The organism is Cellulomonas fulva (genome assembly GCF_018531375.1).
GTDB classification, from domain to species: domain Bacteria; phylum Actinomycetota; class Actinomycetes; order Actinomycetales; family Cellulomonadaceae; genus Cellulomonas; species Cellulomonas fulva.
Genome location: NZ_JAHBOH010000001.1, coordinates 1,355,697 through 1,369,838 on the forward strand (window position 1 = coordinate 1,355,697; position 14,142 = coordinate 1,369,838).

Here is a 14,142-nt window from a genome sequence, read left to right on the forward strand (position 1 = left end):
CCGTGGCCGATCCGTGACCTGAGGCGGTACGTCGCGGCCGCCGCACGCGGTCTAGGCTCCTGCTGCCGGGGATCGACGGGGCTCGACGGGGATCGACGGGGATCTGCCGGGGAGGGGAAGGGCGGATGGAGCGCGCGCCGAGCGTCGTGGACGTCGCCCGCGTCGCGGGCGTGTCGGTCGGCACCGTCTCCAACGTGCTGAACCGCCCCCAGGTCGTCGCCGCCGCGACGCGGGCTCGGGTCGAGAAGGCCATCGCCGAGCTCGGGTTCGTGCGGAACGCCGCGGCCCGCTCGCTCGCGGCCGGCTCGAGCCGCACGATCGCCTTCGTCGCGGCCGACCTCACGAACACCTTCTTCCTGGACCTCGCGCGCGGCGCGGAAGAGATCCTCGAGAAGGCCGAGCTCAACCTGGTCCTGGCCAACTGCGACTCGCGCGAGGACAAGCAGCGCGCGTACCTGGACCTGTTCGAGGAGGAGCGCGTCGCCGGGCTGCTGGTCGCACCGCGGCAGGACCTCGCGGGGCAGGTCCTGGGGCCCCGGGCGCGCGGGATGCGCGTGGTGCTGCTCAACGCGGAGCCGCCCGAGCCCGGGGTGTGCAGCGTGCAGACGGACAACCGCGCGGGCGGCTACCTCGCGGCCCGGCACCTGATCGAGCTCGGCCGCACACGGCTGCTGTTCGCCGGCGCGCGGCGGTTCCCCGCGGTCGTCGACCGGCTCGAGGGCGCGCGCCTCGCCGTCGCCGAGGCGGAGGGGGTGACGCTGGAGTACCTGGCGACGGTCGGGGTCACGACCGAGGACGGCCGCGCGGTCGCCGAGTCGGTGCTCGCGCGGGATCCCGCGGCGCGTCCCGACGGGCTGCTCGCCGGCGCCGACCTGCTCGCGCTCGGCGTGGTCCAGGCGGCCGCGGCGGACGGTTCGGTCGCGATCCCGGGCGACCTCGCGGTGGTCGGCTACGACAACAACCGCGAGTCGTGGGGCTCGATGACGCCCCTGACGACGCTCGACCAGGCCGGCGTCGAGATGGGGCGCGAGGCGGCGCGGCTGCTGCTCGAGGAGCTGCGCGAACCGGCAGGTCACGAGCACGCGACCGTCGTCATGGAGCCGGTGCTGGTGCCGCGCGCGAGCACCCTCGGCCACCCCGGGGGCTGACGGGCCGCCCCGGAGATCTCGCCGGATCTGTTGACGATCGTCCGGTTCGGGTGTTTGCATGGCGCTGTCATTGCAGCGTTTCAATCCGACGACGAGGTCGAGATCGACGCACCCGACAACGGCCGGGGCCCCGCGGGCACCCGCCGCCCGATGCTCGCCGCGTCACCGTGATGAACCAGGCAGAGAGGCCGGTCCATGCTGGACGTATTGAATCGATTTACCGCCCGAGACAACCCCGGAGACAACCCCGGAGACCACCCCCGAGTCCGGCGCGGACGCCGTGCCGCGCTCGTCCCCCTGCTCGCCGTCGGGCTCGTCGTGCCGATGGTCGCGACCACGGCGGAGGCCCACGGGCGGGGACCGCGCGACCCCGCGCCCGTCCCCGCCGAGTGCCCGTGGATGAACACGCGGCTCTCGCCCGAGGACCGGGCCGAGCTGCTGATCGACGCGTCGTCGCAGCACCAGCTCTACCGCTGGCTCGTCGAGCAGCCCGCGAACAACCCCACGCAGACGGTGTTCTCCGGCGTCGAGTACCCGGCGCAGCTCCCGTGCACGCCCAAGGTGACGTACGCCGACGGGCCCGAGGGGGTCCGCGCCGGGCAGGGGCTGACGGCGTTCGGCTCGAACATCATGCTCGCGGCCACGTGGGACCACGACCTCGCCGAGGACAAGGGCCAGGCGATGGGCGACGAGGCGTTCGACAAGCAGCGCAACGGGCTGCTCGCTCCGGGCATCGCCTCGGGCCGGACGCCGCTGTCCGGCCGCACGCCGGAGTACCTGGGTGAGGACTCGCTCCTGTCCGGCCTGCTGGCCGCCCGGGTGGTCGACGGCATCCAGGACGACCGGGACGGCAAGTCGGTCATGGCCGAGCTCAAGCACTTCGTCGCCAACGAGCAGGAGCTGGACCGGCAGACCAGCTCGTCGAACCTGGACGAGCGCACCCTGCGCGAGGTCTACGCGCTGCCGTACGAGATCGCGCTGTCCGAGTCCGACCCCGCCAACATCATGTGCGCGTTCAACCAGATCAACGGGCAGTACGCGTGCGAGAACGACCACGTGCTCAACGACATCCTCAAGGACGCGTGGGACTACGGCGGCTACGTCGTGTCCGACTTCGGCGCGGTGCACTCGACCGCGGACGCGCTCAACAACGGCCTGGACCAGGAGCTCAACCGCCCGCGGTTCTTCACGCCGGCGCTGCTGGACCAGGCGCTCGCGGCCGGCGACATCACGCAGGCCCGGATCGAGGACGCCGCGAAGCGCGTGCTGACCGCGTACATCGACAAGGGCCTCTTCGACCACCCGATGCCGGACGTCGCGGTCGAGGACGCGTCCACCGCAGCGCACAAGGCGACCGCGCTCCAGATCGCGCAGGAGGGCGCGGTGCTCCTGAAGAACGACCGCTCCGCGCTGCCGCTGCAGGTGCGCCGCGGCCAGACGATCGCGCTCATCGGCCCCACGGCCTCGGCGACGCCGAACGCCGCGGGGGTCAGCGCGCGCAGCGTCTGCACCATGTCCTTCCGCGGCAACCCCACGCAGCCGTGCGAGGACCTGGTCACGCCCGAGGCCGGGCTCGCCGAGCGCGCCGCCCGGGCCGGCGCGACCGTCGTGGTGGACGACGGGTCCGACCCGGCCGCCGCGGCGGCGCTCGCCGCGTCCGCCGACGTCGCGGTGGTGCTCGGCTACCAGCTGGCCGGCGAGTTCGCCGACCTGACGGACCTGCACCTGCACGGGGGCGGCGACGCACTCGTGGACGCGGTCGCGTCCGCGAACAGCAACACGGTGGTGGTGCTGCAGACCGGCTCCGCGGTCGAGATGCCGTGGCTGTCGAAGGTCCGGGCCGTGGTCGAGGCCTGGTACACCGGTGAGCAGATGGGCCCGGCGATCGCGTCGGTGCTCTTCGGCGACGTCAACCCCTCGGGCAAGCTCCCGATGACGTTCCCGAGGTCGCTGGCGGACACCCCGACCGCGGGGTCGACGGCGCAGTACCCCGGCATCTTCTCGGACGGCTCGACGACGCGTCCGGCCGGTACCAACGAGATCCGTCAGGTCGACTACGCCGAGGGCCTCGAGGTCGGGTACCGCTGGTACCAGCAGAACGACATCGACCCGCTGTTCGAGTTCGGGCACGGCCTGAGCTACACCAGCTTCCGGTACGACCGGCTCAAGGTCGTGACCAAGGGCGCGGACGCGGCCAACGGCGTGAGCATCCGCTTCCAGCTCACCAACACCGGTCGCCGGACCGGCACCGAGACCGCGCAGGCCTACGTCACGCTGCCGGCCGCGGCCGACGAGCCGGGCTCGCGCCTCGTCGGGTGGGAGAAGGTCACGCTCAAGCCGGGGCAGTCCCGGTGGGTGACCATCTCGCTGTCTCGCTCCGACCTCGCCGACCACCACCTCCTGCAGTACTGGGACACGGACGACGAGGGGTGGACGACGGCCGCAGGCCGGTACGACGTGGCCGTCGGCGGCTCGTCCGACACGTCGGTCGGCACGTCGTTCACGGTCCGCACCCACGGGCACGGGCACTGGCACCACCGCTGACCGCGGGCGCCCGCGCGTGATCGACCGGGGCCCGGTGGTGCACCCCACCACCGGGCCTCGGCTGCGCCCGGCGTTGACCGGGTGCGACGTGGCGACGTAGGCTATGAAACGATTCATCCACTCTCATCCACTCCTTCCCGAAAGTGACGACGATGTCGAACCCTGTGGTCGAGTCCCTGGTCGCCCGGTCCAACCGGCTGGGTGCCGACCCCCGCACGACGAACTACGCGGGCGGCAACACCTCCGCCAAGGGCGTCGAGACCGACCCGGTCACCGGGCAGGACGTGGACCTCCTGTGGGTCAAGGGGTCCGGCGGCGACCTCGGCACGCTCACGGAGAAGAACCTCGCGGTGCTGCGGCTGGACCGCCTGCGCTCCCTCGTCGGCGTGTACCCCGGCGTGGACCGCGAGGACGAGATGGTCGCGGCCTTCGACTACTGCCTGCACGGCCGCGGCGGCGCGGCGCCCTCCATCGACACCGCGATGCACGCGCTCGTCGACGCCGCGCACGTCGACCACCTGCACCCCGACGCGGGCATCGCGCTCGCGACCGCGGCGGACGGCGAGCGCCTCACGCGGGAGGTCTTCGGCGACACCGTGGTCTGGGTGCCGTGGCGGCGGCCGGGCTTCCAGCTCGGCCTCGACATCGCGGCGATCAAGGCCGCGAACCCGCAGGCGATCGGCTGCGTCCTCGGCGGGCACGGCATCACGGCGTGGGGGGACACGTCCGACGAGGCCGAGCAGCGCTCGTTGCACATCATCCGCACCGCCGAGGCGTTCATCGAGGACGCCACCGCGCGCCTCGGCCGGCACCCGTTCGGCGCCGTGCGGCCGGGCTTCGAGGCGCTTCCCGACGACGAGCGCCGGGCCCGGGCGGCCGCGCTCGCGCCCGTGGTCCGCGGGCTGACCTCGTCGGACAAGCCGCAGGTCGGCCACTTCACGGACGACGACGTGGTGCTCGACCTCCTCGCGCGGGACCAGCTCGACAGGCTCGCCGCGCTCGGCACCTCCTGCCCCGACCACTTCCTGCGCACCAAGGTGAAGCCGCTCGTCGTCGACCTGCCGGCGACCGCGCCGCTCGAGGAGGTCGTCGCCCGCCTGAGCGAGCTGCACACCGCCTACCGGGCCGACTACCAGGCGTACTACGACCGGCACGCCACCGCCGACAGCCCCGCGATCCGCGGCGCCGACCCGGCGATCGTCCTGGTGCCGGGCGTCGGGATGTTCTCCTTCGGCAAGGACAAGCAGACCGCGCGGGTGGCCGGCGAGTTCTACGTCAACGCGATCAACGTGATGCGCGGCGCGGAGGCGATCAGCACCTACGCACCGATCGAGGAGTCGGAGAAGTTCCGCATCGAGTACTGGGCGCTCGAGGAGGCCAAGCTCGCGCGCATGCCGAGGCCGAAGCCCCTGGCCACGCGGGTCGCGCTGGTCACCGGCGCGGGGTCCGGCATCGGGCGCGCCATCGCCGAGCGGCTCGCGGCCGAGGGCGCGTGCGTCGTCGTCGCGGACGTGAACCTCGAGGGCGCGCAGCAGGTGGCCGACGAGCTGGGCGGCCCGGACGTGGCGGTCGCGGTGCAGGCGGACGTGACCGACGAGGCCGCGGTCGCCGGGCTGGTCGAGGCCGCGTGCCTGGCGTTCGGCGGCGTCGACCTCGTCGTGAACAACGCCGGGCTGTCGATCTCCAAGCCTCTGCTCGAGACCACCGCGAAGGACTGGGACCTGCAGCACGACGTCATGGCGCGCGGCTCCTTCCTGGTCGCGCGCGAGGCCGCGCGAGCCATGGTCGCGCAGCAGATGGGCGGCGACATCGTCTACATCGCCTCGAAGAACTCGCTGTTCGCGGGGCCCAACAACATCGCCTACTCCGCGACCAAGGCGGACCAGGCGCACCAGGTGCGGCTGCTCGCCGCCGAGCTGGGCGCGCACGGGATCCGGGTCAACGGCGTCAACCCCGACGGCGTGGTCCGCGGGTCCGGCATCTTCGCCGGCGGGTGGGGCGCACAGCGCGCGGCGACCTACGGCGTCCCGGAGAGCGAGCTCGGCGCCTACTACGCGCAGCGCACGCTGCTGAAGAAGGAGGTCCTGCCCGAGCACGTCGCCGCCGCGGTGTACGCGCTCACCGGCCCGGACCTGGTGCAGACCACCGGCCTGCACGTGCCCGTCGACTCCGGCGTCGCCGCCGCGTTCCTGCGCTGACCCGACCGCGCCGAGCCCGAGGAGGATGGTCCCGTGGTCACCCGACAGATCCCGAAGTGGTCCGAGCTGCAGCCCCTGCTGCGGCCGAAGCCGATCCGGCTCGACCCGACCGAGCGCCGCCTCGCGGACGCGCTCACCGTCGCGGACCTGCGCCAGGTCGCGAAGCGCCGCACGCCGCGCTCGGTCTTCGACTACACCGACGGGGCCGCGGAGGCGGAGATCAGCCTGCGCCGCGCACGCTCGCTCTTCCGGCAGCTCGAGTTCCAGCCGTCGATCCTGCACGACGTCTCGGCCGTGGACACCACGACGAGCATGCTCGGCAAGCCCGCCGCCGTGCCGTTCTCGTTCGCGCCCACGGGCTTCACGCGGATGATGCACCACGAGGGCGAGCGCGCGGTCGCGCGGGTCGCCGAGCGCCGCGGGATCCCGTACGCGCTGTCGACGATGGGCACCACCTCGATCGAGGACGTCGCCGCGGCGGCGCCGGGCGCGCGCAAGTGGTTCCAGCTCTACGTGTGGAAGGACCGCTCGGCGGGCGAGGACCTCATGGCCCGCGCGAAGGCGGCCGGGTACGAGGCGCTGCAGCTCACGGTCGACGTGCCGGTCGCGGGAGCCCGCCTGCGGGACACGCGGAACGGCTTCTCGATCCCGCCCGCGCTCTCGGTCAAGACCGTGCTCGACGCGGCCACGCACCCCGCCTGGTGGATGAACCTCCTGACCACCGAGCCGTTGGTGTTCGCGTCGCTGCAGTCCTGGGACGGCACCGTCGCCGAGCTGCTGGACAAGCTCTTCGACGCCACGATGACGATCGCCGACCTCGAGTGGCTGCGCGCGTCCTGGGACGGCCCGCTGGTCATCAAGGGCATCCAGACGGTCGACGACGCGCGCCGCGTCACCGACGCCGGGGCGGACGCGATCGTGCTGTCCAACCACGGCGGCCGGCAGCTCGACCGGGCGCCGGTGCCCCTGCGGCTCCTGCCCGACGTGGTCGAGGCGGTCGGCGGGCGGACCGAGGTGTGGGTCGACACGGGGATCATGTCCGGCGCGGACGTGGTCGCGGCGCTCGCGCTCGGCGCGGACGCGACGATGGTCGGCCGGGCCTACCTGTACGGGCTGATGGCCGGGGGCGAGCGCGGCGTCGACCGCGCCGCGGAGATCCTGACGCGCGAGGTGCGGCGCACCATGGCGCTGCTCGGGGTCCGCAGCGTCGACGAGCTCGGCCCCCAGCACGTGCGCCTGCCCTGACCCGCTCGTCCGATCTGCGAGAGTGACGCCCGTGACCCCGCCCCCGCACCGCCGGCCCTCGGTGACCGACGTCGCGCGCGTCGCCGGGGTCTCGGTCGGGACGGTGTCCAACGTGCTGAACCGGCCGGACGCCGTCGCCCCGGCGACCCGTGAGCGGGTGCAGGCGGCGATCGCGGAGCTCGGGTTCGTGCGCAACGGCCCGGCCCGCCAGCTGCGCCGGGGGGCGATCACGACCGTGGGCGCGCTGCTGCTGGACATCCGCAACCCGTTCTTCACCGACGTCGCGCGCGGGATCGAGGACCGCCTGACGGTCGACGACCACACGCTCATGCTCGCGAGCTCGGACGACGACCCCGCGCGCGAGGCCAAGTACCTGCACCTGTTCGAGGAGCACGGGGTGCTGGGCCTGCTCGTCGTGCCCACGAGCCGCAGCCTCGAGCACCTGGTGGAGATGCAGCGGCGCGGGGTCGCGGTGGTGCTGCTGGACGCGCCCTCGACGATCGCCGGCATGTCCTCGGTCTCCGTGGACGACGAGGCGGGCGGCGAGCTCGCGGCCGCCCACCTGCTGGCGCAGGGTCACCGCCGGATCGTGTTCCTCAACGGGCCGCACGCGATCCGGCAGTGCGAGGCCCGACGAGCGGGCGTGGACCGCGCCGTGCGCGCCGCCGGTCTGGACCCGGCCGACGTGGTCGAGGAGGTCCCGCTCGCCTCGCTGGACGCAGCGGGTGGCGACCAGGCGCTCGGGGGGTGGGTCGACGCGCACGACGGCGCGACACCGGACGCCGTGTTCTGCGTCAACGACCTCGTCGCGGTGGGGGTGCAGCGGCACCTGCGCCGCCGCGGCGGGACCGACCTGCTGCGGCGCACCGCGATCGTCGGGTACGACGACATCGAGATCGCGGGCGAGCTCGCGGTCCCGCTGACGTCCGTGCGGCAGCCGACGCACGAGATGGGCTACGAGGCGACCGAGCTGCTGCTCCGGCAGGCCGCGGGCCAGCCGGCGCGCCACACGGTGTTCCAGCCCGAGCTCGTCGTGCGCGCGTCCAGCACCTCCTGACCCGTCCTCACCCGGCGCAGCCGGACCCACCGGCCGGCGCCCTGGTCGACACCGCCCCCTGGTTGACACCGCCCCCATCCGATGAAACGATTCATCCAGCCAAAGGAGGCAGACCATGCGCGAACTCGACGCCCCCGCCCGTGACGTCCTCGCTGCTCAGGCGATCGAGCTCCCCTCATGGGCGTTCGGCAACGCCGGGACGAGGTTCAAGGTCTTCAGCACGCCCGGGACGCCGCGGACCATCCAGGAGAAGCTGTCCGACGCGGCCCAGGTGCACCGCCTCACCGGCCTGGCGCCGACGGTCGCCCTGCACATCCCGTGGGACCTGGTGAGCGACTACGGCGAGCTCGCGCGGTACGCGCAGGACCTCGGCGTCCGGCTGGGCACGATCAACTCGAACACCTTCCAGGACGACGACTACAAGCTGGGCTCGCTGACCCACACCGACGAGCGCATCCGTCGCAAGGCGATCGACCACCACCTCGCGTGCGTCGACGTCATGGACGCCACCGGCTCGCAGGACCTCAAGATCTGGCTCCCGGACGGCACCAACTACCCGGGCCAGGGGGACATCCGCGGCCGCCAGGACCGTCTCGCCGACTCGCTCGCGCAGATCTACGCGCGGCTGTCCGACCAGCAGCGGCTGGTCCTCGAGTACAAGATCTTCGAGCCGTACTTCTACACGATGGACGTGCCGGACTGGGGCACGTCGTACGCGCACGTGACGGCTCTGGGCGAGCGCGCGTTCGTCTGCCTGGACACCGGCCACCACGCGCCCAGCACCAACATCGAGTTCATCGTGGCGCAACTCCTGCGCCTGGGCCGGCTCGGCTCGTTCGACTTCAACTCCCGGTTCTACGCGGACGACGACCTGATCGTGGGCGCCGCGGACCCGTTCCAGCTCTTCCGGATCCTGTTCGAGGTCCTGCGCGGCGGCGGCTTCGAGGCGGGCTCGCCGGTGCGCTTCATGCTCGACCAGTGCCACAACATCGAGGACAAGATCCCCGGGCAGATCCGCTCGGTGCTCAACGTCCAGGAGATGACGGCCCGCGCCCTGCTGGTCGACCAGGAGGCGCTGCGCGCGGCGCAGGACGCGGGTGACGTGCTCTCCGCGAACGGACTGCTCATGGACGCCTTCTACACCGACGTGCGGCCCGCGCTCGCGGGCTGGCGCGAGGAGCGTGGCCTGCCCGCGGACCCGATGGCCGCGTACGCCGCGTCCGGCTACCAGCGCCGGATCGCCGACGAGCGCGTGGGCGGTACCCAGTCCGGCTGGGGCGCCTGACGCGAGCACGACGACGATGACGACGAACACCTACGCGGCCGTCGACCTGGGCGCGACGAGCGGCCGGGTGCTCACCGGCCGGCTGGACGGGCGACGGCTCGTGACCGCGGAGGCCGCCCGGTTCGTGAACGAGCCGGTCCGGGTCCCCGTCGGCGACCGCCAGGTGCTGCAGTGGGACGTGCTCGCGCTGTGGGCGGGAGCGCGCGCGGGCCTCGACGCCGCGCACCGCGCGTCGGGCGGGCTCGCGTCGGTCGGGGTCGACACCTGGGCCGTGGACCACGGCCTGCTCGACGCCGACGGCGCCCTGCTGGGCAACCCCGTCCACTACCGCGACGAGCGCACCGCCGGCGCGGCCGACCGGTTCTTCGCGGCGCTGCCCGCGGAGACGCACTACGCGATCACGGGTGCGCAGGTGCAGCCGTTCAACACGGTCTTCCAGCTCCTGGCGGCGGCGGGCTCGGCGCAGCTCGGCGCGGCCGCGCGGGTGCTGCTGGTGCCGGACCTGCTGACGGCCTGGCTCGGCGGTGCGCACGTCACGGAGGTCACCAACGCCTCGACCACGGGTCTGCTCGACGTCGGGACCCGGAGGTGGAGCCCGCGCGTGCTCGAGCGGCTCGACGCGCTCGCGGGCAGCGACGTGTCGCGGCTGCTCGCGCCGCTCGTCGAGCCCGGGACCGTCCTGGGCCCCGTGCTCCCCACGCACGGCTGGGGCGGGACGCACGTCGTCGCGGTCGGCTCGCACGACACGGCCTCGGCCGTCGCGGCGGTGCCGATGGCGGACCCGGCGCACGCCGCGTACATCTCGTCGGGCACGTGGTCGCTCGTCGGCGTGGAGCTCGACGCACCCGTGCGGACCGAGGCGTCACGCCGCGCCAACGTCACCAACGAGCTGGGCGTCGCGGGCACGGTCCGCTACCTCAAGAACGTCGCGGGGCTGTGGCTGCTCAGCGAGTCGCAGCGCACGTGGCGGGCCCAGGGGCGTGAGACCGCGCTGGCGGCGCTGCTCGCGGCCGCGGCCGACGTGCCCGCGTGCCGCACGGTCGTCGACGTCGACGACCCGGTCCTCAGCGCGCCCGGGGACATGCCCGCGCGCATCGCCGAGCTCGCGCGCTCGTCGGGACAGCCGGTGCCGGACGACGAGGCGACGACGACGCGGTGCATCCTCGACTCGCTCGCGCTCGCGTACCGGCGCGCGCTGCGCACGGTGGCGAGGCTCGCCGACCGCGACGTGCGCGTGGTGCACGTGGTCGGCGGCGGTGCGCGCAACGACCTGCTGTGCCGCCTCACCGCCGACGCGACGGGGCTGCCCGTGGTGGCCGGACCCGTCGAGTGCACGGCGCTGGGCAACCTGCTGGTGCAGGCCGGCGCGCTGGGCGACCTCGACGGCGGGCTGCCCGCGGTGCGTGAGGTCGTCGCGGCCTCGTCGGACCTCACGCGGTGGGAGCCGTCCGGGGACGCGACCCTGTGGGACCGGGCCGAGGCCCGGCTCGACGCGCTCGCGGGCGGCAGCCCCCGACGGTCCGACCGACGGACGGAGTGAGGCCGTGCCTCGCTACTGCTTCCTGTCCCGCGTCGAGGTGGCGCACCTCGACGCCTACCGCGAGCGGCACGCCGCCGTCTGGCCGGACATGCTCGTGGCGCTGCGGGACGCCGGGTGGCGGGACTACTCGCTCTTCCTGGCCGACGACGGCACGCTCGTCGGCGTCTTCGAGGCCGACGACAAGGACCTGGCCCAGGCACGGATGGCCGCGACCGAGGTCAACGCGCGGTGGCAGGCCGAGATGTCCCGGCTGTTCGTCGGCGACGGGAACCCCGACGAGGGGTTCCGCTACGTGCCGGAGATCTTCTGCCTGGACGACCAGCTCCGCGCCGCGGGGTTGGCGCCGGCCGCGCCCGCTCAGCCGCAGTAGTCGCAGGTGCCGGTGGCGGGCAGGGTCATGGAGCAGGTGGGGCAGATGGGCGCGACGCGCTCGGGTGCGGCGGTGGAGCGACGCGGTGCGGCGGGAGCGGTGCGCGCGCGGGGGGCGCGGGGCGCCGGCGGCGCTCCGACGGGCTCGGTGACCTCGAACCCGCGGCGGCGCAGCAGCGCGGCAGCGCCGGGCATGCCGCCGTGGAACTCGTCGGCCGTGGCGAGCCGGCCGGTGGCGTAGCGGTGGGCGACGCCGAGGACCGCGCGGGAGTCGTACGTGCGCGTGCCGTGGACCAGGGGGTAGCCGTCGGACGGCTCGAACCCGTAGATGCCCAGGAAGTCGTCGCGGCCCCGGGAGTCGTACTCGGCGATCGCCTGCAGGATGTGCTGCCGCGTCACGGCGGAGAAGGTGGCCACACGTCGAGCCTACGTCGCGCGGAGGGCGGGCTCGGTGGGCCCCCGGGCCCGGGTCCGCGTCCGCCGGGGGAGAATGGGGCCGAAGTCCCAGGTCATGCCGCGGATCCCGACGGGAGACTGGACCACCCACATCTTGGACGCGCGTCCAGCCAGGAGGCACCCGTGCACGCCGTGAGCACGATGGGCGACGACACGACCGCCGACGACCTGACGGCCGTCGCCCGCGTCCTGGGCGAGGCGTTCGCCGACGACCCCGTGATCATGGGCCTCGTCGGCGGCGGGCGCGCGCGGCGGGACCGGGCGACGCACCTGTTCACCGCGCTGCTGCGCGCCGAGGCGGGCGACGGCGCGGGCACGGTCGTCGACGTCGCGCGGGACGACGACGGCGCCGTGCTCGGTGTCGCCGTGTGGGAGCGGCCCGGGACGCACGGGGCCACGCTGCCCGCGCTCGTCGGCCAGGCGCCCACCTTCCTCCGGGCGCTCGGCGTGACCGGCGTCCCGCGGGCGCTCACGGGCCGGCAGGCGCTGGCCCGGTGCCGGCCGGAGCAGCCGCACTGGTACCTGGGCCAGATCGGCGTCACCGCGGTCGCCCGGGGCACGGGCGTCGGTTCGAGCCTGCTCGAGCACCGGTTGCGCGCCGCCGACGGGACGGGTGTGGGCGCGTACCTGGAGTCCTCGACCGAGCGCAACCGCGCGCTCTACCGACGCTTCGGCTTCGAGGAGCAGGGCGAGATCCCGGGAGTTCCGGCCGCTCGTCCGGTCGCGATGTGGCGCGAGCCCGCGCCGGTCACCGTGTGATCCGGCGCTGACCTGGCACGACGTGCTCGTCGGGCGCTTTACGTCACGGACGCGTTCCCTAAAAATCGGCCCTGACCTGCGAACTTAGCCAGGACTTCCTTGCTGGCGCGGTGCCGTGACCGGGTCTAGCGTCGACGGTACGAGCCCCCCAGCTCTGCCTGACGCACGATCCGACGCACGATCCGACGCACGATTGACGCACGGACCCCGGAGGCGCACCATGACCGATCTCATGGACCTGCCCGCCATCGCCGAGTGCTCGGTGGCCGGCTGCTCGTACAACGACCACTCCAGCTGTCACGCCGCGGCGATCACCGTGGGCGGCTCGAACGGGGACGCCCAGTGCGCCACGTTCATCCCGCTCGGGGTGAAGGGCGGCCTGGACAAGGTGCTCAGCCACGTCGGCGCGTGCCAGCGTGCCGAGTGCGCGCACAACTCGCAGCTCGAGTGCACCGCGGACTCGATCCGCGTGGGCGCCGGCCACGACGCGGCCGACTGCCTCACCTTCGCGCCGCGCTGACGCCAGCGCTGGTCGACGCCGTGCCGGTTGACGCCGTGCCGGTCGAGGCCGTGCCGGTCGAGGCCGTGCCGGTCGACGCCGTGCCGGTATCGAGGCCGGCGTCGAGCCGGCAGCGCCGGGCCGGCGGTCAGCCCGCGACGCGCAGCAGGTCGCGGACCAGGTCCGCGGCCGCGTCGACGAGCGCGCTCTCCTCGGTGACGAACCCCGGGTCGGTGCGTCGTACCTCGGTCGCCGCGTCGAGCGCGGGCAGCGGCGAGACCGCGCCGTGCGTCAGGAAGGCCGCCAGGAGCGCCCGGGCGGCCTGCGAGTAGGCGCCGCCCGCGTCCACCGCGACCTCCGCGAGGACCAGGGCCGTGACCGCGACGTCGAGCGTGGCGGCACCCGCGCGGGCGTTGGCCCAGTCGACCACCGCGGGACCGCGCTGCTCGGTGAGGATCACGTTGCCGGGGTGCAGGTCCAGGTGCAGCACGACGAGCCCGTCGGCGCCGGGAGCGGCGCCCGGCGCGGCGATCGCGTGCAGCTGGTCGTGGAGGTCGACGAGCAGCTGCGCGCCCTCCGCGAGCCCGACCTCGCCCGCGGCGAGCGCCTGCAGCAGCGTCGGGCCGTGCAGCCGCTCCATGACCAGGTCCGGGCCCTGCGCGGCGTAGACGGCCGGCGCGGGGAAGCCCTGCGCGACCACGTGGCGCAGGATCTCGACCTCGCGCGCCGCGTCCTGGCCGTCGCGGTAGCGGCGCAGCACCGTGTCGTCGTCGAGCACGTACACGTCGGCGCGCGACCCGGACGTCAGGAGCGGGCCGGGCTCGTCGGTCGCCAGGAAGTGGGCCTCCGTGCCACCGGGGGACGCGTGCGGGTGCGTCGCGGGATCGGGGGGCTCGACCTCGCCCGACGCGCCGACCGCTCCGGCCGGCAGGTCACCCGGCGACACACCTGGGCCCGGGGTCGGGGCAGGGTCGTGCGGGGCGAGGCCGGCGGGGGTCATGGGATCGAACGTAACCCCGATCCGGCCGCGCGCAACCCGTTC

Annotated in this window: 12 protein-coding genes; 10 read left to right on the top strand and 2 right to left on the bottom strand. The window is 74.0% G+C overall.

Annotation, left to right across the window (positions count from 1 at the left end):
- Positions 1 to 125 precede the first annotated feature (125 nt).
- The 8 genes from KIN34_RS06035 (at position 126) to KIN34_RS06070 (ending at position 11,387) form a co-directional block, all read left to right on the top strand.
- Positions 126 to 1,148 (top strand): LacI family DNA-binding transcriptional regulator, encoded by a 1,023-nt coding sequence (locus KIN34_RS06035; protein ID WP_214348076.1) that lies wholly within the window; start codon positions 126 to 128, stop codon positions 1,146 to 1,148.
- Positions 1,149 to 1,343: 195 nt separating this feature from the next.
- A complete protein-coding gene (locus KIN34_RS06040; protein WP_214348078.1) occupies positions 1,344 to 3,692 on the top strand; it encodes a beta-glucosidase in 2,349 nt (782 codons plus the stop codon).
- 152 nt (positions 3,693 to 3,844) lie between these two features.
- The gene (locus tag KIN34_RS06045) at positions 3,845 to 5,890 is read left to right on the top strand and encodes a bifunctional aldolase/short-chain dehydrogenase (RefSeq protein ID WP_214348080.1); all 2,046 of its coding nucleotides are present in this window, start codon (positions 3,845 to 3,847) and stop codon (positions 5,888 to 5,890) included.
- A 33-nt stretch (positions 5,891 to 5,923) separates the two neighbouring features.
- Positions 5,924 to 7,135, top strand: a complete 1,212-nt coding sequence (locus tag KIN34_RS06050; RefSeq protein WP_214348082.1) for an alpha-hydroxy acid oxidase — start codon at positions 5,924 to 5,926, stop codon at positions 7,133 to 7,135.
- A 31-nt stretch (positions 7,136 to 7,166) separates the two neighbouring features.
- The gene (locus KIN34_RS06055; protein ID WP_214348085.1) at positions 7,167 to 8,192 is read left to right on the top strand and encodes a LacI family DNA-binding transcriptional regulator; all 1,026 of its coding nucleotides are present in this window, start codon (positions 7,167 to 7,169) and stop codon (positions 8,190 to 8,192) included.
- Positions 8,193 to 8,307: 115 nt separating this feature from the next.
- Positions 8,308 to 9,477: an L-rhamnose isomerase gene (gene rhaI / locus KIN34_RS06060; protein ID WP_214348088.1), complete on the top strand. Its 1,170-nt coding sequence runs from the start codon at positions 8,308 to 8,310 to the stop codon at positions 9,475 to 9,477.
- A gap of 16 nt (positions 9,478 to 9,493) precedes the next feature.
- Entirely contained in the window at positions 9,494 to 11,017 is a 1,524-nt protein-coding gene (locus tag KIN34_RS06065) for a rhamnulokinase (RefSeq protein WP_214348093.1), read from the top strand.
- Positions 11,018 to 11,021: 4 nt separating this feature from the next.
- Positions 11,022 to 11,387: an L-rhamnose mutarotase gene (locus KIN34_RS06070; RefSeq protein ID WP_214348096.1), complete on the top strand. Its 366-nt coding sequence runs from the start codon at positions 11,022 to 11,024 to the stop codon at positions 11,385 to 11,387.
- Here KIN34_RS06070 and KIN34_RS06075 read toward each other — a convergent pair.
- The gene (locus KIN34_RS06075) at positions 11,375 to 11,803 is read right to left on the bottom strand and encodes a ScoMcrA-related endonuclease (RefSeq protein WP_214348099.1); all 429 of its coding nucleotides are present in this window, start codon (positions 11,801 to 11,803) and stop codon (positions 11,375 to 11,377) included. The two genes, KIN34_RS06070 and KIN34_RS06075, sit on opposite strands and share 13 nt — an antisense overlap.
- 162 nt (positions 11,804 to 11,965) lie before the next feature.
- Here KIN34_RS06075 and KIN34_RS06080 point away from each other — a divergent pair, with 162 nt between their 5' ends.
- Positions 11,966 to 12,601, top strand: coding sequence for a GNAT family N-acetyltransferase (locus KIN34_RS06080; protein ID WP_307858108.1), 636 nt, complete (start codon positions 11,966 to 11,968; stop codon positions 12,599 to 12,601).
- 220 nt (positions 12,602 to 12,821) lie between these two features.
- Positions 12,822 to 13,121, top strand: a complete 300-nt coding sequence (locus tag KIN34_RS06085; protein WP_214348102.1) for a DUF1540 domain-containing protein — start codon at positions 12,822 to 12,824, stop codon at positions 13,119 to 13,121.
- A gap of 127 nt (positions 13,122 to 13,248) precedes the next feature.
- Here the strand turns inward: KIN34_RS06085 and KIN34_RS06090 are convergent, their stop codons facing one another.
- Positions 13,249 to 14,100, bottom strand: a complete 852-nt coding sequence (locus KIN34_RS06090; RefSeq protein ID WP_214348104.1) for a phosphotransferase — start codon at positions 14,098 to 14,100, stop codon at positions 13,249 to 13,251.
- Positions 14,101 to 14,142 lie beyond the last annotated feature (42 nt).

Excerpts from the sequence above, each read along its gene's own strand:
- KIN34_RS06035 (WP_214348076.1), top strand. The coding sequence starts at position 126 with ATGGAGCGCGCGCCGAGCGTCGTGGACGTCGCCCGCGTCGCGGGCGTG.
- KIN34_RS06040 (WP_214348078.1), top strand. The coding sequence starts at position 1,344 with ATGCTGGACGTATTGAATCGATTTACCGCCCGAGACAACCCCGGAGAC.
- KIN34_RS06045 (WP_214348080.1), top strand. The coding sequence starts at position 3,845 with ATGTCGAACCCTGTGGTCGAGTCCCTGGTCGCCCGGTCCAACCGGCTG.
- rhaI (WP_214348088.1), top strand. The coding sequence starts at position 8,308 with ATGCGCGAACTCGACGCCCCCGCCCGTGACGTCCTCGCTGCTCAGGCG.
- KIN34_RS06065 (WP_214348093.1), top strand. The coding sequence starts at position 9,494 with ATGACGACGAACACCTACGCGGCCGTCGACCTGGGCGCGACGAGCGGC.
- KIN34_RS06085 (WP_214348102.1), top strand. The coding sequence starts at position 12,822 with ATGACCGATCTCATGGACCTGCCCGCCATCGCCGAGTGCTCGGTGGCC.
- KIN34_RS06090 (WP_214348104.1), bottom strand. The coding sequence starts at position 14,100 with ATGACCCCCGCCGGCCTCGCCCCGCACGACCCTGCCCCGACCCCGGGC.